19 protein-coding genes and 2 pseudogenes are annotated in these 20,743 nt (G+C 69.5%); 13 read left to right on the forward strand and 8 right to left on the reverse strand.

The features are described from left to right. Positions 1-36 precede the first annotated feature (36 nt). On the forward strand, positions 37-435 hold the full coding sequence (locus J0695_RS16400) for a helix-turn-helix domain-containing protein (RefSeq protein WP_206962811.1): 399 nt from the start codon (positions 37-39) through the stop codon (positions 433-435). A 43-nt stretch (positions 436-478) separates the two neighbouring features. After that, positions 479-883 (forward strand): hypothetical protein, encoded by a 405-nt coding sequence (locus J0695_RS16405; protein WP_206962792.1) that lies wholly within the window; start codon positions 479-481, stop codon positions 881-883. On the opposite strand, the gene J0695_RS16410 is transcribed toward J0695_RS16405, so the two are convergent. The 3 genes from J0695_RS16410 to J0695_RS16420 all read right to left on the reverse strand — a co-directional run bounded on the left by J0695_RS16410 (position 825) and on the right by J0695_RS16420 (position 2,782). Continuing rightward, a complete protein-coding gene (locus tag J0695_RS16410; protein ID WP_206962793.1) occupies positions 825-1,451 on the reverse strand; it encodes a hypothetical protein in 627 nt (208 codons plus the stop codon). The genes J0695_RS16405 and J0695_RS16410 overlap by 59 nt on opposite strands. 138 nt (positions 1,452-1,589) lie before the next feature. Further along, positions 1,590-2,483 carry an RNA polymerase sigma factor SigJ gene (gene sigJ / locus J0695_RS16415; RefSeq protein ID WP_206962794.1) on the reverse strand — a complete coding sequence of 298 codons (894 nt, stop codon included), beginning with the start codon at positions 2,481-2,483 and terminating at the stop codon, positions 1,590-1,592. 26 nt (positions 2,484-2,509) lie between these two features. Then, the gene (locus J0695_RS16420) at positions 2,510-2,782 is read right to left on the reverse strand and encodes a hypothetical protein (RefSeq protein ID WP_206962795.1); all 273 of its coding nucleotides are present in this window, start codon (positions 2,780-2,782) and stop codon (positions 2,510-2,512) included. Between the two features lie 128 nt (positions 2,783-2,910). On the opposite strand from J0695_RS16420, the gene J0695_RS16425 reads away from it, so the two are divergent. Both J0695_RS16425 and J0695_RS16430 read left to right on the forward strand, forming a co-directional pair. Then, positions 2,911-4,071 (forward strand): sensor histidine kinase, encoded by a 1,161-nt coding sequence (locus tag J0695_RS16425; protein WP_242552743.1) that lies wholly within the window; start codon positions 2,911-2,913, stop codon positions 4,069-4,071. Further along, a complete protein-coding gene (locus J0695_RS16430) occupies positions 4,068-4,736 on the forward strand; it encodes a response regulator (protein ID WP_206962796.1) in 669 nt (222 codons plus the stop codon). The genes J0695_RS16425 and J0695_RS16430 overlap by 4 nt, the downstream gene beginning before the upstream one ends. A gap of 12 nt (positions 4,737-4,748) precedes the next feature. On the opposite strand, the gene J0695_RS16435 is transcribed toward J0695_RS16430, so the two are convergent. Continuing rightward, positions 4,749-6,728: a PA14 domain-containing protein gene (locus J0695_RS16435; RefSeq protein WP_206962797.1), complete on the reverse strand. Its 1,980-nt coding sequence runs from the start codon at positions 6,726-6,728 to the stop codon at positions 4,749-4,751. A 214-nt stretch (positions 6,729-6,942) separates the two neighbouring features. Then, on the reverse strand, positions 6,943-7,923 hold the full coding sequence (locus J0695_RS16440; RefSeq protein WP_372445782.1) for a helix-turn-helix transcriptional regulator: 981 nt from the start codon (positions 7,921-7,923) through the stop codon (positions 6,943-6,945). Between the two features lie 419 nt (positions 7,924-8,342). On the opposite strand from J0695_RS16440, the gene J0695_RS16445 reads away from it, so the two are divergent. Then, entirely contained in the window at positions 8,343-8,666 is a 324-nt protein-coding gene (locus tag J0695_RS16445; protein WP_206962799.1) for a Rieske (2Fe-2S) protein, read from the forward strand. Between the two features lie 116 nt (positions 8,667-8,782). Here J0695_RS16445 and J0695_RS16450 read toward each other — a convergent pair whose 3' ends face one another. Beyond that, positions 8,783-9,178: a pyridoxamine 5'-phosphate oxidase family protein gene (locus tag J0695_RS16450; protein WP_206962800.1), complete on the reverse strand. Its 396-nt coding sequence runs from the start codon at positions 9,176-9,178 to the stop codon at positions 8,783-8,785. Between the two features lie 103 nt (positions 9,179-9,281). Between J0695_RS16450 and clpB the strand changes: the two genes are divergently transcribed. Continuing rightward, positions 9,282-11,897: an ATP-dependent chaperone ClpB gene (clpB, locus tag J0695_RS16455; RefSeq protein ID WP_206962801.1), complete on the forward strand. Its 2,616-nt coding sequence runs from the start codon at positions 9,282-9,284 to the stop codon at positions 11,895-11,897. A gap of 215 nt (positions 11,898-12,112) precedes the next feature. Then, entirely contained in the window at positions 12,113-12,655 is a 543-nt protein-coding gene (locus J0695_RS16460) for a type III secretion system chaperone family protein (protein WP_206962802.1), read from the forward strand. Between the two features lie 12 nt (positions 12,656-12,667). On the opposite strand, the gene J0695_RS16465 is transcribed toward J0695_RS16460, so the two are convergent. Together J0695_RS16465 and J0695_RS16470 are read right to left on the reverse strand one after the other, a co-directional pair. Next, positions 12,668-13,813: a putative hexosyltransferase gene (locus J0695_RS16465; protein WP_372445784.1), complete on the reverse strand. Its 1,146-nt coding sequence runs from the start codon at positions 13,811-13,813 to the stop codon at positions 12,668-12,670. A 138-nt stretch (positions 13,814-13,951) separates the two neighbouring features. After that, positions 13,952-14,401, reverse strand: a pseudogene (locus tag J0695_RS16470) (aminotransferase class I/II-fold pyridoxal phosphate-dependent enzyme); the annotation flags it as partial. A 23-nt stretch (positions 14,402-14,424) separates the two neighbouring features. On the opposite strand from J0695_RS16470, the gene J0695_RS16475 reads away from it, so the two are divergent. The 6 genes and pseudogenes from J0695_RS16475 to J0695_RS16500 form a co-directional block, all read left to right on the forward strand. Further along, positions 14,425-15,870 (forward strand): recombinase family protein, encoded by a 1,446-nt coding sequence (locus J0695_RS16475; protein WP_206962803.1) that lies wholly within the window; start codon positions 14,425-14,427, stop codon positions 15,868-15,870. 387 nt (positions 15,871-16,257) lie between these two features. Further along, on the forward strand, positions 16,258-16,434 hold the full coding sequence (locus tag J0695_RS16480; RefSeq protein ID WP_206962804.1) for a hypothetical protein: 177 nt from the start codon (positions 16,258-16,260) through the stop codon (positions 16,432-16,434). A 138-nt stretch (positions 16,435-16,572) separates the two neighbouring features. After that, the gene (locus J0695_RS16485; RefSeq protein WP_372445783.1) at positions 16,573-18,111 is read left to right on the forward strand and encodes a DnaB-like helicase N-terminal domain-containing protein; all 1,539 of its coding nucleotides are present in this window, start codon (positions 16,573-16,575) and stop codon (positions 18,109-18,111) included. Between the two features lie 294 nt (positions 18,112-18,405). Next, positions 18,406-19,236 carry a DUF2637 domain-containing protein gene (locus J0695_RS16490; protein ID WP_206962806.1) on the forward strand — a complete coding sequence of 277 codons (831 nt, stop codon included), beginning with the start codon at positions 18,406-18,408 and terminating at the stop codon, positions 19,234-19,236. Positions 19,237-19,570: 334 nt separating this feature from the next. Beyond that, positions 19,571-20,071: pseudogene (locus tag J0695_RS43915) on the forward strand (MobC family plasmid mobilization relaxosome protein); the annotation flags it as partial. Between the two features lie 94 nt (positions 20,072-20,165). Continuing rightward, the coding region (locus J0695_RS16500; protein ID WP_242552745.1) for a relaxase/mobilization nuclease domain-containing protein at positions 20,166-20,743 on the forward strand (578 nt) is incomplete at its 3' end.

Genomic DNA, 20,743 nt, shown 5'->3' on the forward strand with positions numbered 1-20,743 from the left:
CAGAGCGTCCGAGGGGACGATGTCCGAAATCGATCGATGGAGCTCGAGGGGTTCGCCGACTGGATAGAGAGCCTGATGCGACTGCGGCAGTACGACATCGACAGCCCGCGCGGGGGCGGGAAGTCGAAGCTGGCCGACGACGCAGGGGTGCACAGGGCCGCCGTGAGCCGGCTGCTGCAGCGGCAGAGCATGCCGGACCTGGAGACGATGCGGCGGCTGGCAGCGGTACTTGGGGTGCCGCTCCGGGACATGCTGATCAGGTCCGGACGGCTCTCGGAGTCCGATCTCCCGATTGCCGGGGGAGGCCGAAGGGAAGAGGGGGAGGAGCCCCGGCGTCTTACTCCGGAAGAGGCCGCACGGAGAATGGGCGTGCCTGCTGAGTTGCAGGAGACATTCGTGAAGGTTGCGAAGCAGTTCCTGCCGGAGGCCGGATAAGCGGCTGCGCACGTCATGGGGGTGCTTTGAGGAGTGGGTGGGGATGGCGAACGAGGGGGGCGGCGACCCGGAACGGCTCGCTCAGCTGGTGGGGGACCTGCTGATCGAACTGGGGCGCAAGGTCCAGGAGGCGGGCCCGGACGGCGTGCGCATCCTCACTGAATCGACCCTCCAGGAACAGCAGTTGAGCTGGTACCGCGCCGGCTGGAGCGAGCACGCCCGCGCGGCCGACCCCGAGCGGCGTTCCCCCATGGGCCACCCGGACGGTGAGGACTCGCTGCCGCCGCCCGAGGGGCGCCTCCTGCGCTTCCCGCCGCAGCCTCAGGAGGACATCGGATCGCACCCGCTGCCCATAGTCGGCGCGAGCGAGGCGGGCGGCGAGAGCGAACTCATGCCCCATCGCCGTCGCACGGCGCGGCCTGAACGGCGGCGTAGAGGCGAGGACTGAGCGCTGCCTGCGGGGCGGCCCGTCGGTAGAGCGGGGCGAAGGAGATCAGCAGGAGCACCGCGCCCAGGGGGATGAGGTCCTTGTCCGCGAAGGGCAGAGTGGTGTCGATCAGTACGAGGACCGGGGCCCACGGCTTCAGCGTGCGGCGGGTGGCCAGTTGGACGACCAGGATGAGCTGGCCGACGAAGAACAGCATCGGGCCGAAGCTGTAGAAGGCGGGCTCGATGCCCGGAACCCCCTGGATCTTCGTGAAGAGGTCCTCCATCGCACCCCGGTCGGCCGACATGAAGCCCACCACGATGTCGATCACGAACTGCCCGCCCACCGCCACGACTCCGGCGGTCCCGGCCCAGAATCCGACGGCGGCCAGTCGGCCCCGGCCGGCGATGGCGCGCATCTCAGCGAAGCCACGGACGAAGAACGCCAGCGCCCCGAGGAAGCAGAGGTGGCCGGTGGTCCAGGCGAGGCCGGGGCCGTGGCTGCCGTCCAGTCCGTCGAGGATGCGGATGATGCCGTAGGCGCCCATCAGGACCGGGGCGGCGACGAAGGCGGAGCGGGGTATTTGCATGGACATGACGCTAGGGCGGCGCCAGGGGTCGGGGTATCGGGTGAAGACCCTGACGCCACCCTGAAGTTGATCAGTGCGTACCCCTGGGGGTTCAGCTCGGCTGGGACTTGAGGTGGTGGAACAGGGCGGGCGGGGGCGTCAGTCGGTGAGGTGGAGCGAGGCGGTGATCGCGGGCAGGCGGTCCGGGTCCGAGATGAGGTTGATCTCGGCGACCCTGCCGTCCGCCACCGTGAACGACATGACGGAGACGGGGCGTCCGTCGACGGCCGTGAACAGGCCCACCGCGCCGTTGATGAGGACCAGGCGTGCATGCGGTGCGTGCCGCGAGAAGGTGATGGCGCCGCTCGCCACGGTTGTCGCTCCCCGTACCAGCTTCGACAGCGCGTCCGGGTCGGAGCCCGCGTCCACGCGGAAGACGATGTCCGGGTCCAGGACCGAGACCAGCGCCTCGAAGTCGCCGCCGCGTGCCGCCGCCATGAACGCCTCGACCACCTCGCGCTGACGCGTCTGGTCCGGGTCGGGGGACGGGGCCGAGCCCTCCACCTTGTGACGGGCGCGGCTGGCGAGCTGGCGGGTGGTGGCAGGGGTGCGGTCCACGATCGGGGCGATGTCGTCGAAGGGGACGGCGAACATGTCGTGGAGTACGAAGGCGAGACGTTCGGCGGGGGGAAGGGTCTCCAGGACGACGAGCAGCGCCAGTCCGACCGCGTCCGCCTGGAGCACCTCCTGCTCGGGGTCGACCGCCGGGGCGTCGAGACGGCTGACCACGGGGTCGGGGACGTGCGTGTCCAGGAGGTCCTCACGGAGGGCCTTGCGGGTACGGAGCATGTCCAGGCAGACCCGGCCCACGACCGTCGTCAGCCAGCCGGGGAGGTTCTGCACCGAGGAGAGGTCCGTACGGTCGGCCCTGAACCAGGACTCCTGGACCGCGTCTTCAGCCTCGGCGATCGAGCCGAGCATGCGGTAGGCGACCGCCCTGAGATGGGTGCGGTTCTCCTCGAAGCGCTCGGCCAGAAGATTCTTCTCGTCCACCTGTCACATTCCTTCGTCGGGATCCGTCAGTGCTGCGTACGGACGGAAACGGGCTGCTCGCAGGTACGGGACTGACCCGAGCAGAGGTGGTCCTCGTTCGGGGGCGGGTCGTCGAGTGCGGTCCAGCCCACTACGGCTGCCCATCCGGCCCAGAGGACGAACGCGACGCAGGCCGTCATCGTCGCCCAGAGCGCGGTCCTCTTGAGCGTACGGCGGTCCTTCGCCGGGCCGGGGGTCGCCCGATCCCGGAGCGCGCTCGGTCTGCTGCCCGTGTGGCGTCCGGTGTAGCGCTCGCTCATGCCGTCGTGGTCATCTCGTCCGTGGTGCGGGCATCGTCGACTCCACCGTACGGGCGCCCGGGATCAGCCCGTGGGCTTACGTCCTCAGGCCAATGTCCCGCCGCAGGTCAGATGGTTACGCTCGGCCCATGGCGATGACGCGAGAGCAACAGGGACGGGTTCGGACCGTACTGGCGTGGTGCGGGGCGCTGCTCTATCCGCCGCTCATGATCGCTGCGGTGCCGGTCGGACCGACATTCCGCTCCGACGGCTCGGTGGTCGTCCTCGCGGGCGCCCTCACGGTCCTGTGCGTCGGGCTGCTGCGGCGCAGGCCGCTGGTGGCTCTGGTGCTGCTGCTCCTCGGGTCGGCCGGCGCGGGGGCGTCGCATTCCGTCTGGGCGGTCACATATCTGCTGCTGTTTGTGGACGACGCCGCCGTCGCGTACATCGTGGCGACCCGGTCGCGTCGCACCGGGATCGTGGCCGTCGTCCTCACCTTCCTCGTGCAGCTCTTCAACACCTCTCGGGACAGCTCTCCCCTGAGCTCCGCCGCGATCCCGGCGCTCGCGCTCCTCGCCGCCTGGCTGCTCGGCTACTCGGTCCGTGAGCGCCGGGAGCATACGGCGGAGCTGGCCGCGCGGGCCTCTGAGCAGGCCGTCACGGCCGAACGGCTGCGTATAGCAAGGGAGTTGCACGACATGATCGCCCACAGCATCGGGGTCATCGCCATTCAGGCGGGCGTGGGCAGCCGGGTCATCGACACCCAGCCCGCCGAGGCCCGCAACGCGCTCACCACCATCGAGGCCACCAGCAGGGAGACCCTCGCCGGGCTGCGTCGCACGCTGGGCGCGCTGCGCCGTACCGACAGGGGTGCGGGCGACGGCGGTGGCGAATCCGTACCCCTCGATCCCACCCCCGGGCTCGCCGACCTCGACCGGCTGATCGCGTCCACCCGGGACGCGGGGGTGCGCGCCGACGTCGAGTGGCTCGGCGAGCGGCGCGAACTGGCCGCCGACATCGATCTGGCCGCGTTCCGGATCGTCCAGGAGGCGCTCACCAATGTCGTACGGCACGCGGGCACCCGGGAGTGCAGGGTGACGGTCGACGCACGCGATCCCGCGGAGCTCGCCCTGTCCGTCGTCGACGAAGGCAAGGGCGGCCTGGTGTCCACCACCGGCTTCGGGCTCATCGGGATGAGGGAGCGAGTGGCCCTGCTGGACGGCGAGTTCACGGCGGGCCCGCGTCCGGAGGGCGGGTTCCGGGTGGCTGTACGGCTGCCGGTGCCCGCCGGGATCGAGGTCGGCCGATGACGGCGATCCGTATCGTCCTCGCCGACGACCAGCCCCTGGTCCGCTCGGGGCTCCGCGTGCTCATCAACGACACCCCGGGGATCGAGGTGGTCGGCGAGGCGGGCACGGGCGCCGAGGCGGTCGAACTGGCCGCGTCCGTCGCCCCCGACGTCGTCATGATGGACATCCGTATGCCCGGCATGGACGGCATCGAGGCCACCCGCCTGATCACTGCCGCCGGCGCGACCCCGCACGTCCTGGTCCTCACGACCTTCGACGACGACGAGTACGTCTACGCCGCCCTGCGCGCGGGCGCCTCCGGCTTCCTGGTGAAGGACATGGCCCTGGAAGAGATCATCGGCGCGGTCCGGGTGGTCGCCGCGGGCGACGCCCTGATCGCGCCGAGCGTCACCCGCCGCCTGATCGGCGAATTCGCGTCCCGCCCCGAACCGGCCCCGCCCGGACGGGAGTTGAACGCCATCACCGAGCGCGAACGCGAGGTGCTCGCACTGGTCGGCCGGGGTCTGTCGAACTCGGAGATCGGCGACCGCCTGCACATCACCGTCGCCACGACGAAGTCGCATGTGGCCAGACTGTTCACGAAGCTGGACGCGCGCGACCGCGTCCAGCTTGTGATCATCGCGTACGAGACGGGACTGGCGGTCCCGCCGCGCGGCGGCCGATGAGCCGATGAGCGGTCAGGCCTTGGGCGGGAGGATCTCCCAGGCCGCGCCGGGCGCGGACTCCCTGCCGTCCGCGTACACGGCGCTCACCCAGTAGAAGTGGGTGGTCCCGGAGCCGGCGGCGGTGTCCATGTACGTGGTGTCCGTGAACGGGTCGGCGGTCAGCTTCTCGTACGTGAGCGTCGTCGGGTTCCAGCGGTAGACGCGGTATCCGGTCGCGTCCTGGACCGGCTGCCAGTCGAGGCGGATCGCGGTGCCGCCCTCGTCGCTCATCGCGCTCGCCGTGACCGGGGAGCCCTCGGGAGTGGCGACGGACGGGGTGAGGTCCAGCTCGGTGACGACCGCGACGTTCGCGTCGCCGGTCCACTTGAAGCTGGAGTTGCCGGACTGGTCGATCGCGTCGACGAAGTAGCAGACCTCTTCACCGTCCGGCAGCCTGTCGTCGAGGTACGACGTGGTGGCCGGGGAGAGGAAGTCGTACTGGCCGGCGGAGCAGACCTGCTCGCCGGGATCGCCGATCACCTCGCCGCGGTAGATCTCGTAACGCTTGAGATCCGCCTCGGTGTTGGCGTTCCAGTGCAGGACGATGCCGTACTCGGTCGCCTCGGCCCGCAGCCCGGCGACCGGTGCGGGCGGGGTGCGGTCCTCGCCGAGCGTGGTGACGGTCACGGGGGCGGAGGCGAGTGACTCGTCGCCGGTGTCGTCGTACCCCTTCACCACGTAGTGGTACGTGGTGTTCATGGCCGCCGAGGTGTCGGTGCAGACGGACGGCTCGCGGGAGTACGCGCACTTCACGGGCTCGGCCGTCGTGTCCACGGGGAGCGTCGTCGACCGGTAGACGTGGAAGGCGAAGTAGTCGCCTCCGGTGGCAGCGTCGGTCGCCCAGTTCAGGACGACCTTGCCCGTCGCGGGCACGGCGGTGACGTTCCGGGGCGCGGCGACGAGACGGCGGGCCTCGACGCTGTGTGCGTCGTACTGCGAGAAACGGCCGGCCCCGTCCCTGGACGAGACCCGGTACGACCACTTCACCGACCGTGCGACTTTGGTGTCGGTGTAGGACCCGGTGCTCTTGGTGGAGAAGTAGGCGTTTTCGCCGTGGTCGTCGAGGCGCACGATGTCGTACATGACAGCCCCGGGCACGGGCTTCCAGGCCAGCGCGATGCCGGCGTCCGTGCCCTTGGCGGTGAGGCCGGTGGGGCTGGTGACCGCGTACGTGGTGATGGGCAGGTCCGCGGTGCCGGTGGATTCGCGGCCGGCCTTGTCGTAGGCGCGGACCTCGTAGTAGTAGGTGCTGCCCGGCATGGACGGGACCTGGGCGAAGGAGGTGCCGGTGGTCTGGGCGACCCTGGTGAAGGCGGTGGAGCCCTTGAGGCGCCGGTAGACGCGGTAACCGGCGAGGTCCATCTCCTTGTTGGCGGCCCACGAGACCCTGGCCTGCGCGGTGGCGTTGTCGAGGACGGCCTTGGCGCCGGTGGGGGTCAGGGGTGCGGTCTTGTCGACGGTCGCCGAAGTGCGGGGTGCGTAGGCGAATTTGACGTTCGCGGAGCCCGTCCAGGCGACGAAGTCGACGCGGAGGGTGTGGGTGCCCTTGGGGACGGTCAGGTTGACGGTCTTCTTCTGTGTGGTGGAGACGTTCTTCCACACGTCCATCTTGCGTACGCCGTCGAGGTAGACCCGTATGCCGTCGCGCACTTCGGTGGTGAGGGCGAAGGGGCCGCCGGAGCCGAAGTTGCGGGTGGTGGCCCAGCGGACGGTGAAGTTGTCCTTGGGGAGGGTGACTCCGGCCGGGTCGCCGGTCCCGTAGTTCTCGCTGATGGACGAGTCGCAGACGGTCCTCTTCGGCGTACCGCTGAAGGAGGTGTTCGCGTAGTACGTCGCCTTCCACCCGCCTGCCGCGCAGTTCACGGTGGTGGCGGCTTGGGCGGTGGCAGGCAGGGCGAGGCCCGCTGCGAGCGCTGTCGCGGTCAGCAGGGCAGCGCTAAGACGCTGAGGCATGAAGGGTGAGCCCGCTCTGGTGAGAGGAATGAGAGGAGGAATGAGAGAGGGGGGATACCGGAGCGTATGGCGGCGGCAGGTGTGAGGGGAGCGTGAAGACGATCACGGATCCATCACAAAGCCGTCTGCTCTGCGGTTCTCGCCCGCGCAGTCCTTCTGTCAGCCCTTCGGGCAGTCCTTCCGGGCGTCCTTCTGTCAGCGGCCGCTCGGCCTGTCAGCGGCCGCTCGGCCCCAGAATCCCCGACTGGGCGATCAGATAGCCGAGTTGGGCGCGGCTGTTGGCGCCCAGTGCGGCGGAGAGCTTGGCGACGTGCGAGCGGCAGGTCCGTACGTTCATGCCGAGCCTGCGGGCGATGGCCTCGTCGACATAGCCCTCCACGAGGAGCTGGGCGATGGAGCGCCGTACGCCGGAGATCCCCTCGGGGGTCGGGTCGTACGGGATCTGCTCCTGCAGCGGGACCGCGCGCCGCCAGAACTGCTCGAAGACCTTGACCAGGTACTCGACCATGCCCGGGTGGCGGAGTTCCAGCGCGACCTGGCGGTCGTCCGTGGCGGGGATGAACGCCACCGTGTGGTCGAAGATCATGAGGCGCTCGATGAGCTCCTCCAGGGTGCGTATCTCCACCTTGCCGTCGGCTATCCGGTCCACATAGGTGAGCGTGCCGCGGCTGTGCCTGACGGTGTGCTGGTAGAGGGTCCGCATGCTCACGCCGCGGTCGACCAGCGGCTTGCCCCGCTCCAGGGCCTGGGTGAGCTCGTGCTCGCTGCGGGCGCCCCCCGGCTGGATCGTGAGCACCTCGGTGTGGCACTCGGCGGTGGCGAGATCCAGTGCCGCGTTGATCCGGTCAAACCCTTCCAGAACGGTAATGGCGTGGGTCGGCGCCGGGTTCTGTGCGCTGATCGCCATGAACGGCTCGAAAGCATCGGTCAGTTCGACGGAGAGTCGTCTACGGTCCTGGATCTCACGTTCGATCGGATGGAGCCGCTGCGTGAGCGCTGCGGCCGGAGTGACCGGCCGGAGCCATGTGGCGTCGTCGGGGTCGGGGTGGAGCAGTGCGAACTCCAGCAGGCAGGGAGTGCTCTCGACTTCGCCGCGGGAGATCCGTCCGACGCTCAGGGCGCTGGCGTAAAGCCGTGCTCCCTCATCGCACAAAGCGGTGATGGGGTGGGGATGTGTCTCGTTTGTGTAGTTCATTGGCATTTCTCCACCCCCCAGGAACATGAATGTGCAGGAACATGATGCATCGCTCCTGTGGCCTTGACGTGCCTGAATGAGCCATCGTCTCTTAAGACGCGGGGGAGAGGAATCCATCAAGTGAGGACGAAGCCGGCTATGAAGAAGAAATTGCTTCGCTCGGTGCTTGCGGTTGCTTTCTCCGCAACTGTGCTTTTCGGGGCAGCGACCACCGCGGACCTCGGCTGGGGGAGCTCGCAGGCAGCAGGCCCGCCTGACCTCGGCTGGGGCAGCGTGCAGGCGGCAGGCCCGCCGGACCTCGGCTGGGGATTCGCGCAGGCGGCTGACCCGTCGGACCTCGGCTGGGGCAGCGTGCAGGCAGCGGGACCTTCGGACCTGGGCTGGGGCATTGCTCCTGCGACTTCGACCTCCGCAGACGCATGACAGTCCCGCCGGACGACAGAGTCTTCCAGCGCGAGATGGCCGTGGCCTATCGCTCCGGATGGCACTTCATCGACCTTGCCACGGCCATCCCCCACCGTGGTGACTCGTTGATGGTCACCCTGTTCGGGGAGCCGATCGTCGTCGTACGCGAAGAGGACGAGGACGTCCGCGCCTACCGCTGTCTTCGCAAGCCCAGGGGCGCCCCACAGCCCGTGCGCTGTGCCATCAGGTACGGCATGGTTTTCGTCAATCTTGACCGGCGCGATCACGAACTGATCGAGCCGAGTCCCAAACAAGCCATCACCCCCCGCAGCGCCTGAAGCGATTCCCCCGTCGTTGTAGATCGCTCAGGTGCTTCCCCCACACAGCGGCGCCACCGTGACCTGAACACGGTGGCGCCGCTGTGCTGTCCCCGTGCGTGACGTCCCCGTGCGGGTCATGTGTTGCCGAGGGTCCGGTCCACCGTGATCTCGACCAGGACCCGGTCCGGGTTCGGGGCCGGCGTGCGGCCGTAGCGCACCGCGTAGCGGCTCACCGCGTCGGCGACGGCATCCGGCTCCGTCCGTACGCGTGCAAGCCCTTCCAGTGTCGCCCAGCGGGCCCGGTCCACCTGGCAGAGTGCGACCCGTGCGCCCTCCGGACCCGCCGCCAGGATGTGGGCGATCTTCCGTGTCGCCTTGTTGGTGATGATCCGGGCCACGCCCTCCTCCGGTTCGTACGTCACGCCCACCGGCACCACATGGGGTGTGCCGTCGGAGCGGAGGGTCGTCAAGGTGCAGAGGTGGTTCTCACGCCAGAAGCTGGTCGTGGTGCTGGTCATGGTGCTGGTCATGGGGCCGAATGTACTCATCTCACCTTGAGTGGAATAGACTCAACTTTGTACAGGTTGCTCCAGTCAAAGACAGAGCTGAGCCCGCTAGGAGGAGAGAGCACACGTGGAAGCCGAGCTGACGAACAAGAGCCGGGATGCGATCAACGCGGCCACCGGCCGGGCCGTGTCCGACGGACACCCGGATCTGACCCCCGCACACCTGCTGCTGGCCCTTCTCGCGGGCCAAGGCCAACAGGCGAGCGCGAACATCACCGACCTGCTGGCCGCTGTGGAGGCGGACCAGGCCGCCGTACGCGCGGGAGCCGAGCGGATCCTGTCCGAGCTGCCCACCGTGACCGGCTCCACGGTCTCGCCACCGCAGCCCAACCGTGAACTGCTCGCCGTCATCAACGACGCGGCACAGCGCGCCAGGGAGCTCGGCGACGACTACATCTCCACCGAGCACCTGCTCATCGGCATCGCCGCCAAGGGCGGCCGGGCCGGTGAGCTGCTCTCCGGGCAGGGCGCCGGTGCCAAGAAGCTCCTTGAAGCATTCGAGACCAGCAGGGGAGGGCGCCGGGTGACCACTCCCGACCCCGAGAGCCAGTACAAGGCACTGGAGAAGTTCGGTACGGACTTCACCGCCGCGGCCCGTGAGGGCAAGCTCGACCCGGTCATCGGGCGGGACCAGGAGATCCGCCGGGTGGTCCAGGTGCTGTCCCGGCGTACCAAGAACAATCCGGTGCTCATCGGTGAGCCCGGCGTCGGCAAGACGGCCGTCGTCGAAGGCCTCGCGCAGAGGATCGTGAAGGGCGACGTACCCGAGTCGCTCAAGAACAAGAAGCTCATCTCGCTCGACCTGGGGGCGATGGTCGCGGGCGCCAAGTACCGCGGCGAGTTCGAGGAGCGGCTGAAGACCGTCCTCTCCGAGATCAAGGAGAGCGACGGGCAGGTCATCACCTTCATCGACGAGCTGCACACCGTCGTGGGCGCGGGCGCCGGCGGCGACTCCGCCATGGACGCGGGCAACATGCTCAAGCCGATGCTGGCCCGCGGCGAGCTGCGGATGGTCGGCGCGACGACGCTCGACGAGTACCGCGAGCGCATCGAGAAGGACCCGGCGCTGGAGCGGCGCTTCCAGCAGGTGCTGGTCGCCGAACCGTCCGTCGAGGACACCATCGCGATCCTGCGCGGGCTCAAGGGGCGGTACGAGGCGCACCACAAGGTGGTGATCGCGGACTCCGCGCTGGTCGCGGCGGCCACCCTCTCCGACCGGTACATCACCTCGCGCTTCCTCCCCGACAAGGCCATCGACCTCGTCGACGAGGCCGCCTCCCGGCTCCGTATGGAGATCGACTCCTCGCCGCTGGAGATCGACGAGCTGCAGCGCTCCGTCGACCGGCTGCGTATGGAGGAACTCGCCCTCAAGAACGAGTCCGACCCCGCCTCCAAGCAGCGGCTCGACAAGCTCCGCCGCGACCTCGCCGACAAGGAGGAGGAGCTGCGCGGTCTGACCGCACGCTGGGAGAAGGAGAAGCAGGGCCTCAACCGGGTCGGTGAGCTGAAGGAGAAGCTCGACGACCTGCGCGGCCAGGCCGAGCGCGCCCAGCGCGACGGAGACTTCGACACCGCTTCCCAGCTGCTGTACGGGGAGATCCCCGGTCTGGAGCGGGAGCTGGAGGAGGCCGCCGAGGCCGAGGCCGAGGCGCGGACCGACACCATGGTCAAGGAGGAGGTCGGCCCCGACGACATCGCGGACGTGGTCGGCTCCTGGACCGGCATCCCGGCGGGACGCCTCCTGGAGGGCGAGACGCAGAAGCTCCTGCGCATGGAGCAGGAGCTCGGCAAGCGGCTCATCGGGCAGAGCCAGGCCGTGCAGGCGGTGTCGGACGCGGTCCGGCGTACGCGCGCAGGGATCGCCGACCCGGACCGGCCCACCGGCTCGTTCCTCTTCCTCGGCCCGACCGGTGTCGGCAAGACCGAGCTGGCGAAGGCGCTCGCGGACTTCCTCTTCGACGACGAGCGGGCGATGGTCCGCATCGACATGAGCGAGTACGGCGAGAAGCACTCCGTGTCACGTCTCGTCGGTGCGCCCCCTGGCTACATCGGCTACGAGGAGGGCGGCCAGCTCACGGAGGCCGTGCGCCGGCGACCGTACAGCGTGGTGCTCCTCGACGAGGTCGAGAAGGCCCACCCGGAGGTCTTCGACGTGCTGCTGCAGGTCCTCGACGACGGGCGGCTCACGGACGGGCAGGGGAGGACGGTGGACTTCCGTAACACCATCCTCATCCTGACCTCCAACCTCGGCAGCCAGTACCTGGTCGACCCGCTGACCAAGCCGGAGGAGAAGAAGGCGCAGGTCCTGGAGATGGTGCGGGCGTCCTTCAAGCCGGAGTTCCTCAACCGGCTCGACGATCTGGTCGTCTTCTCGGCCCTGAGCAGGGACGAGCTGGCGCACATCGCCGACCTTCAGATCGGCCGCCTGGCGAAGAGGCTCGCGGACCGTCGGCTCACGCTCGACATCACGCCCGAGGCGCTGGCCTGGCTGGCGGACGAGGGCAACGACCCGGCCTACGGAGCGCGCCCGCTGCGCCGCCTCATCCAGACGGCGATCGGGGACCGGCTGGCCAAGGAGATCCTGGCCGGCGAGGTCACGGACGGTGACACGGTGCGTGTGGACCGGGTGGGGGACGGCCTGATCGTGGGCCGGGCGGAGACGAGCGACACGGACGGCGAGTAAGCCCGCAGCGGGCTGTGTCTCCCGGGGGACGCTGTACCCGATTGCGGCTGCGCCGCGGGCCGGACCCCCGGCCGGAGAGGCGGGGGCGGGGCTGGTCCGGGGCTCTGGCGCGGCGCCGCGAGTAAGCCCGCAGCGGATAGTGCCCGGCGGGGGTTGCCAGCCCCCGCCCGGCATGGGGGAGACTGGCGGGACTCGTACGAAGGGCAATCCAAGACATGAGCATCGACCCGTCCTCCATTCCGAACTTCGGGGGCCAGCCCGATCCGCAGGCCGGACCGGCGGGCCCCGTCGTCCCCGACCAGGATCTGGTCAAGCAGCTTCTCGAGCAGATGGAGCTGAAGTACGTCGTCGACGACGAGGGTGACCTCGCCGCGCCGTGGGAGGAATTCCGTACGTACTTCATGTTCCGCGGCGAGGACGACCAGCAGGTCTTCTCGGTCCGGACGTTCTACGACCGCGAGCACAAGATCGAGGAGAAGCTGCAGCTCCTTGAACTGATCGACGACTGGAACCGCCGCACCCTGTGGCCGAAGGCGTACACGCACACCCACGACGACGGCTCCGTCCGTCTCATCGGTGAGGCGCAGATGCTGATCGGCACCGGCGTGAGCCTTGAGCACTTCGTGTCGTCGACGGTGAGCTGGGTGCGCGCCTCGATCGAGTTCGACAAGTGGCTCGTCGAGCAGCTCGGCCTGGAGCAGGACCTGGAGTCCGGCTCCGAGCAGCCCGACATCGACGGCGACGAGAACAACGCCTAGTACCGCAGCGTTCTACAGAGGCATGTGCGCGCTGGTCAGCAGGTAGGCGCCGAAGCCGAACGACAGCCCGGCGAGGGCCGTGATCACCACGATCGCGGTCTTCGGCCGGGCTTTCGTCATGGCGAGCGCGAGCGGGATCAGCAGCGGGAAGGCGGGAAGCAGGAAGCGCGGCTTGGACTCGAAGAAGCCGGTGCCGCCGACCGCGACGAGCAGCAGCGCCCCGGTGTAGATCAGCAGGGGGAGCGGCGGGCGCTCCAGCGCGAGGAGTACGTACAGGAGCACCGCGGCGGCGACGATCAGCATGCTCACCGTGAGGACCACGGGGGCGGGGCGCAGCAGCAGGTCGCGGCCGAGCCGCAGCCAGCCGGCGCCGAAGTCGAAGCGGGAGCCCCATTTGTCCTGCACGGCGAAGTAGCCGCCGAGCAGGTCGCCCTTGCGGGCCCCGACCCACAGCACGAACCCGGCCCAGCCGAGCGGCGCGAGCAGCCCGGCCGCCCAGACGCGGGTGGTCGCCCGGCCGCGTACGGCCTCACAGAGCGCCGCCACGCACACCGCGGCCGCGACCGCGTAGCCATTGGGCCGGGAGAGTCCGGCGAGCAGCGCCAGGCTTCCCGCCCAGAGCCAGTGCCGGCTGAGCAGCGCGTAGAGCGACCAGGCGGCGAACGCGGTGAGCACCGGCTCCGTGTACGCCATCGACAGCACGACCGCGTGCGGCAGCAGCCCCCAGAGCAGGACGAGCAGGGTCGCCGCCCGCCGTCCGTACAGCCGCTCGCCCACCGCGTAGATCCCGCAGGCCGCGGCCGCGGCGCCGGCCCAGGAGACGAGGAGCCCCGCGCCGCCGCCGGTCACCGGGAGGACGGTCGTGACGACCTTGATCAGCGCCGGGTAGAGCGGAAAGAAGGCCAGGTCGCTCTGGACGTCGCCGCCGGGCCAGCGGAAGGTGCGGGCGCCGTACCCGTGTGCGGCGATCGAGGTGTACCAGCGCGAGTCCCAGCTGTCGCCGATGACGGCCAGCGGACTGTGCCCCAGGTGCCAGGACCAGAGCGCGAGCACCACGAGCCCGGCCAGCCGCACCGCGGCGAACAGCCCGAGCGCGGGGGCCGCGCGGCGCAGCAGGGCGGGGCGGCGGGTGGTGACGGAGGCCGGCCGGGTCTCGATGGCAAGGTCGGCGGACAGGGGGAACCTCCGGGCGGCGTACGGGGTCGGTCAGACCGACTTTCCGTGCTGACCGGGGAGCGCGCGAGCCGAGGCGGGCCGTCCGGGTGGTGCGGTGCCCCACCGGGGGCAAATCCCCTGTCAGGCAAGTCCCTTGAGGCGGTCCACGGCATCCTGGAGCACCTCGGTCCGCTTGCAGAAGGCGAACCGTACGAAGGGGGCGCCCTGGTCGCGGTGGTCGTAGAAGACCGCGTTGGGGATCGCGACCACGCCGATGCGCTCGGGGAGCGAGCGGCAGAAGGCGAAGCCGTCGCCGTCTTGGGAAAGCACAGCTCCCAGCGGGCGGATGTCGGTGGTGACGAAGTAGGTGCCCGACGGGCGGTAGACCTCGAAGCCGGCCGCCGCGAGGCCGTCGCTCAGCAGGTCGCGCTTGGCGCTCAGGTCGGCGCGGAGGTTCTCGTAGTACGCGGCGGGGAGGCGCAGGGCCTCGGCGACCGCGTACTGGAAGGGCCCCGCGGAGACGTATGTGAGGAACTGCTTCGCCGAGCGGACCGCGGTGATCAGGGCGGGGGAAGCCGTCGCCCAGGCCACCCCTTGTTCATACACTCATTCGTATGCGACGCAACAAGGACACCACAGGCACCTCCGGCACCATGGCTGGCGAGCCTGCGGCGATCTACTGCCGGATCTCCCAGGCGGAGGACGACGACCAGACGGGCGTCGACCGCCAGGAGCGGATCTGCCGCGAGATCGCCGAGCGCCGCGGGCTCGTCGTGAACCAGGCTCACGTCTACGTCGACAACAGCCGCTCCGCGTGGAGCCGGCGGCGGAAGCGACCGGGCTGGGACGAGCTGCTGAGCCAGGCGCGCGAGCGCGGCTTCCGGCACATCATCGCCTATCACCCGGACCGGCTGATGCGTCAGCCGCGAGACCTGGAGGAACTGCTGCAGGTCTCCGACGACCACGCGATCACGCTGCATGGGGAGGCGAATCGGCGGGACCTGTCGGACCCCGACGACCGGTTCATCCTGCGCATCGAGGTCGCGCACGCCTGCCGGTCGTCCGACGACAGCTCGCGGCGGCTGAAGTCGGCGATGCAGGACCGGGCCAGGGAGGGCAAGCCGCAGGGCGGCGTCCGGCGGTTCGGGTACACCCCTGACGGGATGACGATCGTCGTGGAGGAGGCGGAGGTCGTACGCGAGGTGTTCGACCGCTACCTGAAGGGGGAGGGGGCGTCACCGATCGCGAAGGATCTCCACAGCCGGGGGATCAAGACCGCCGGAGGCAAGGCGTGGAACAGCGGGACCATCCGTGCCCTGCTGGATTCCCGGCATGTGGCCGGCATTCGCATGCACCAGGGCGAGGAAGTCGGCCCCGGTACCTGGCCCGCCATCATCGACGCGGGCATATGGGAGGAGACCCGGGCGCGTCGCGAGTACCGCTCCGCCGCCCACCAGCAGCTGCTCAGCCAGCCCCCGCAGCGCTACTACCTGCTGCGGGGGCTGGTGATGTGCGGGCGCTGCGGGACGCTGATGTCCGGCACGCCGAAGCAGAAGGGACCGACCTACCAGTGCAACCGCCGGGGGCGGAACGACGACAAGAAGTGCGTCCGGTCGATCAGGGCGGAGTCGCTGGAGGGCTTCGTCACCGACGCCGCGATCGAGCTCCTCAGCAGGCTCACGGTGGATGGCCAGCTCGCCAGCAGCAGCCTGTCCGAGGAAGCGACACAGTCGCTGGAGGACGACCAACAGCAACTCGCCGAGCTGAACGAAATGTGGACGGGCAAGGAGATCTCCACGGCGGAGTATCGCAAGATGCGCAAGGAGCTCACCGACCGCATCGGCAAGACGCAACGCAAGGTCGTAGTAAGGCCGTTGGTGCTGCTCGACGGCCTGACGGGGGCGGGCGCCAAGGCCGCATGGAAGGCCGAGACGATGACGGACGAGCGGCGCAACGCAGTGCTGCGGTTCCTGTTCTCCGGGGTGGTCATCGCCGAGCCGAAGAAGGCCGGCCGCTACATGGACTGGGACCGGATCAGCATCGAGCAGAACCCGCTGTAGCGGACGAGGCGACGACGGCAGCGAGGGCTTATACCACCGAAGTCCGGTTCGGCCTGGACGCGATCGCATGCCAACGTACGTCGCGCACCAGCAATTTGTGTGTGGCGAGCCTGCGGATCGAGCTGCCCGCTCGCAGGTGAGATGCCCCCTGTCCAGAGGGCAAGGGTGCGGGGAGGAGGGGGCAACATAGCCGAACATCGCCGGTTACCGAAACCGGCGATTCTCCAGACACTTGATCTACGCCTCCGGGGCCTGCCAGCCCACGGGTGTGCGTCGCGCGTGGCTTGGGCGTTGGAGCGCCTGGGCTGTCGCGTGTGAAACGACCGCCCATCGATCGACGGACGGTGCGGAGACTGCCATCCCCGCACCGTCGGCAAGGACCTGCCCATGTCTGTGCTGCCCGGCTCCCGTACGACCTCGACCAGCCCGCGTGACGCCCGAAAGGATGCCAGGGCGCAGGCCCTGGCGCGTGTCTGCGCGGGCTTCACCACGACGATCAGTCCGCAAAGTGCTGCGCGGCTGGCTGACCTGATGACGGTCACGACGTACGCGAAGGCCGCATAGAGCCGGCTGCAGAAATGGGAGCGGCCCCCGGTGTTGGAGCACCGAAGGGCCGTAGCGACTCCCAGATGACCGCCCATAAACGATCTGTCCCGGTGCCAGGGCCTGCCAGCCTTGTACGGCACCGAGTGAGGAAGCTCTGTGCCCCAGGGTACGACGCCCCGCCCCGAAACCGCATCCCCGCATACCAGCGCCCCACAGGCGCCTGGATGGCGCGACCTGCCCCCGCCGCCCCACGACGCTGAAGCCGAGCAGGCGGTACTGGGTGCCTGCATGTTCCAGAGTGCGGCCATCGACGTGGTCCGCCAGATCCTGGAGCCCGTCGACTTCTTCCGACCCGCGCACGCAACTATCTGGCACACCTTGCTTGAGCTGCGGAAACGGGGAGCGCCGACCGATGTGATCGCGCTGACCCACCAGCTGCGGTCAACGGGTGATCTGACACGCGTCGGCGGCCCTCCGTACCTCCACATCCTCGCCTCAGCCGCGGTGGCGGGTTCCGGCGAGTACTACGCCGAGATCGTGCGTCACCATGCCGACCTCCGAGTGCTACAGGCCACGGCGATCCAGGTTCTGCACGGTGCTGGTGCACCCGGCGCAGACCCCGGCGAGGTCCACGGCCTGCTGACCGCGTCGCTGAACGAGCTCGCCGAGCGAGCCCGCCGCAGCTCGGGTGGGCGGCTCCACCAGTACGCCACGGACGGCTGGTCCTTCGTGAACGACGCCCCGACATGTACGACTCCTATCTGGGGCACACCGGGCAAGGCGGCCTGGGCATCGGGCGAGAGTCTGATGCTGGTCGGCCCACCCGGAGTGGGGAAGTCCACAATCGCCCAGCAGATCGTCCTGGCCCGCCTCGGTCTCCTCAGCATGGTCCTGGACATGCCCGTACAGGAGGGCAAGAAGGTCCTCTACATCGCAGCGGACCGTCCCAGCCAGCTCGCCCGCGCCTTCAACCGCGTCGTGCACAAAGCCGACCGCGACATCCTGCGACAGCGCCTGGTGTTCTGGTCAGGACCGCTGCCCGCCTCGCTCAACGCCGAGCCCCAGCTGCTCGCGGAGCTGGCCGCCGAGCATGGCGCGGACACCGTGGTGATCGACAGCCTCAAAGACGTGGTCGGCAAACTCACCGACGACGAGGCGGGCCTCGCCTACAACAACGCTCGCCAGCAGCTCCTGCGTGGCGGCGCCGAACTGCTGGAACTGCACCACCAGCGCAAGCAGGGCGCCGACGTCTCCCGGACCCAACGCCCCGTCCTGGACCAGGTGTACGGCTCCGCCTGGTTCACAGCCGGAGCCGGAAGTGTCCTGTTCCTCAGCGGCGCGGCAGGCGACCCGGTGGTTCAGCTCCACCAGCTCAAGACCGTCGACGATGAGATCGGCCCGTTCCCGGTCCTCCACGACCACGAACGCGGACTCTCACAGGTGGACACCAGCCTGAACCCGCTCACGCTGCTGAGGCAGGCGGTCCCTCACGGTCTCACCGCCCGCCAGCTCGCCCAGAGGACGACCGGCGAGGACAAGCCCAGCCCGGCGGACATCGCCAAGGCCCGGCGACGTCTGGAGACCCTCACCAAGAGCGGCCACGCCGCCCAGGAGACCGGGGCCGGCGGCGGCACAGGGGGCGGCCAGGCCACCCGCTGGAAGGCCACCACCCGCCACATGACAGCCGTCTCCTGACCCGCGCAGGTCCCGTACGCGCTCGCGTAGGCGCCCCACACCGCTGAACCGGCCGACGCACCGCCCACACCGCGTACGAATCTCACAAAACCACAGGTCAAACGCCTACGCGTGCCCGTACGGCGCCTACGCGTCCAAGCGCCTACGCGCGGCCCCCTCCTTGGAGAGGGGGCCGCGTAAGCGCCCCGCCTCCCAGACCCAGGAGAACCTCGCTTGACTGCCTTGTCTCCGCCTCCCGTCTCTCCTCCTCCGCACCATGAGCCGCCGGACAGCCGGCGGGAATGGTGGCGGACGATGACCAAGCAGGATGCCGAGCGGTACGCGCTCGGTGCGGCCGGCATCGTCATCATCGCCCTGACCGCGGGAGCGTTCTGGCTCTCCTACGCCCACCTTGCCGGTGTTGCCGGCCAGCACGGGCTGGGAGGATCACGGGCCCGCCGCTGGGCGTGGCCGGCGACCCTGGACGCCTTCATCCTCGCGGGCGAATTGCTCATGCTCCGCGCGGGCCTGCGCCACGTCACTGACATATGGGCTATCGGCGTGACCGCCATCGGGTCGGCCGGCTCGATCGCGCTGAACGTCGCCGGGGTCAGCGGCACGAACAACGGCCATGAGGTACCGCTCCTCGGCTATGTGGTCGCCGCGGTACCTCCTGCCGCCGCGATGGTGGCCTTCGGTGTGCTGATGCGCCAGATCCACCAGCTCGTCGAGGAACCTGGCGAGCGCTCGGACCAAGGCTCCCCGCGGGGGCCGAAACCCCCGGCCACCACATCCGTCCAGCCCGCGGAGGTTTCGGTCGAGCGCGTTGGGCCCGCCGGGCAACGAGTTGAGCCCGGCCAGGTCGCGGAGCTGCCAGCCGCCGTATCCGGCCAGCACCCGCAATTGCCCGCCGAGGCTGCGGAAGGCAAACGGCGCGGTGGCCCCCCGCCCGGCGCCCCGCTCGAAGACCTCGTGGAGATCGGCCGGATCGCGGCCGCTGAGCAGGGCGGACTCACCCGAGCCGTTGTCCGAAAGGCCGTTACGGCCAAAGGGCTCACGGTCGGCAGCAAGCGGCTGACTGAGGTGATGGAGGTCCTTCGAGCCGAGTTCGAAGCCGACGCCGATGTCGGACCGGCCGACGGCTAGCTGGAACCCCAGCGGGTGCCCGGAACCCTTCCGGTCACCCGCCCAGTCGGCCACTGCCCCGCTTATCCACACCGGTGGACAAGGCGGCGATCGCCCACCCTCTGTGGGACCGCCGCACGCCACACCTCCTACCTGACGCACCCTGCCCGGAGAGCCGACCATGCAGCACGACCCACATCACCGCCAAGACGACCCCGACGAGCCGTCGACGCCCGCGGAATCTCTTACGCTGAAGGAGCGTTGGGGCCGGGCGTTCGGACGGGTAGCTCCTGGCGGAGCCAGTAGTACCCCGAGTCCGACTCATGGCCGGTCTTCGGGAGTCTCCGCCCCGGGGGTGGCGGAGACGGCCCAGCGCCAGGGGGCGCCGGACCAGGAGGCCGTGGCCGAGGGCGGCCTCGACCTGGACACGCTCCACGCTGTCCAGCGAGAGATCCTGCGCCCTGTCCACGCCGTTGAGACCGCTGACGGCGAGCCCGCTGTGAAGAGCTTCCAGCCAACGATCCGCCGGTTCACCGGCGACAAGCGTGACCAACGTGTCGGTCCGCTGCGGTTCCTTGGAGGAGAGCGCGCTCTCCTCCAGGAGACCGCCGAACAGCATGGATACAAAGGGGAGTCCGGGTTCGCAGCAGACATCGTTCTGGCCTTTCTCACTGATCGGTTCACCGCCAACCTGCCGTTGTCTGAAGACCGTCGCCGCACGCACATGTTCCGCGCCCAGGTCCTGCGCCAGCTCAACCGCATCGGCGTGAACGTCAACCAGATCGCCCGTGCCCTCAACAGCGACCTCACCCCACCCGACATCCGCCAGCACCTGACCGAACTCCAGCAGCTGCTGGANNACCCGGGGCCTGCTCGCCTATCTCTACGGACCTGGCCGCCAGGACGAACACCTCGACCCGCACCTCGTCGCCGCCTTCGCGATGCTCGGCATGCCCGACCCCGGCCGCGACGAGAACGCCACCCTCACCCAGCTCGGCCATCACCTCGACGAACCCGTGCATCTGCGGAACAGCGAGTTCGGCCGGACGGTCACCGACCATGTCTGGCACTGTCCCGTGCGCGCCGCACCCGAGGACCGCCACCTCTCCGACGCCGAGTGGGGCGAGATCGCCCAGCGCATCGTCGAAGCCGCCGGCATCGCCCCGCCCGGTGACGACCTGGCCTGCCGCTGGATCGCCGTACGTCACGCGGACGACCACATCCACATCCTCGCCACAACCGTCCGCGAAGACGGCTGCCGACCCAAACTTCACGACAGTGGCGTCCGCGTCGGAGACGCGTGCCGCCAGATCGAAAAGGACTACGGGCTAAGGCAGTTGAAGAAGGGAGACCGCACTGCCGCCCGTCGCCCCACCCAGGCCGAGATGCACAAGGCCGAACGCCTCGGCTGGGAGCAGACCAGCAGGGAATGGCTGGAGGGCCGCATTCGGGCCGCTATCCCGCACGCCGGGGGACCGGAGGAACTTCTGGCCTATCTCGATGCCGGTGACGTGCTGGTCAAGGCCCG

This window comes from Streptomyces beijiangensis, assembly GCF_017315755.1.
Lineage (GTDB): Bacteria > Actinomycetota > Actinomycetes > Streptomycetales > Streptomycetaceae > Streptomyces > Streptomyces beijiangensis.

Bases quoted from the DNA above. Each gene is read 5' to 3' on its own strand.
- J0695_RS16400 (WP_206962811.1), top strand. From the start codon at position 37: ATGGAGCTCGAGGGGTTCGCCGACTGGATAGAGAGCCTGATGCGACTG.
- J0695_RS16405 (WP_206962792.1), top strand. From the start codon at position 479: ATGGCGAACGAGGGGGGCGGCGACCCGGAACGGCTCGCTCAGCTGGTG.
- J0695_RS16410 (WP_206962793.1), bottom strand. From the start codon at position 1,451: ATGCAAATACCCCGCTCCGCCTTCGTCGCCGCCCCGGTCCTGATGGGC.
- J0695_RS16420 (WP_206962795.1), bottom strand. From the start codon at position 2,782: ATGAGCGAGCGCTACACCGGACGCCACACGGGCAGCAGACCGAGCGCG.
- J0695_RS16425 (WP_242552743.1), top strand. From the start codon at position 2,911: ATGGCGATGACGCGAGAGCAACAGGGACGGGTTCGGACCGTACTGGCG.
- J0695_RS16430 (WP_206962796.1), top strand. From the start codon at position 4,068: ATGACGGCGATCCGTATCGTCCTCGCCGACGACCAGCCCCTGGTCCGC.
- J0695_RS16435 (WP_206962797.1), bottom strand. From the start codon at position 6,728: ATGCCTCAGCGTCTTAGCGCTGCCCTGCTGACCGCGACAGCGCTCGCA.
- J0695_RS16440 (WP_372445782.1), bottom strand. From the start codon at position 7,923: ATGAACTACACAAACGAGACACATCCCCACCCCATCACCGCTTTGTGC.
- J0695_RS16445 (WP_206962799.1), top strand. From the start codon at position 8,343: ATGACAGTCCCGCCGGACGACAGAGTCTTCCAGCGCGAGATGGCCGTG.
- J0695_RS16450 (WP_206962800.1), bottom strand. From the start codon at position 9,178: ATGACCAGCACCATGACCAGCACCACGACCAGCTTCTGGCGTGAGAAC.
- J0695_RS16460 (WP_206962802.1), top strand. From the start codon at position 12,113: ATGAGCATCGACCCGTCCTCCATTCCGAACTTCGGGGGCCAGCCCGAT.
- J0695_RS16475 (WP_206962803.1), top strand. From the start codon at position 14,425: ATGCGACGCAACAAGGACACCACAGGCACCTCCGGCACCATGGCTGGC.
- J0695_RS16480 (WP_206962804.1), top strand. From the start codon at position 16,258: ATGTCTGTGCTGCCCGGCTCCCGTACGACCTCGACCAGCCCGCGTGAC.
- J0695_RS16490 (WP_206962806.1), top strand. From the start codon at position 18,406: ATGACCAAGCAGGATGCCGAGCGGTACGCGCTCGGTGCGGCCGGCATC.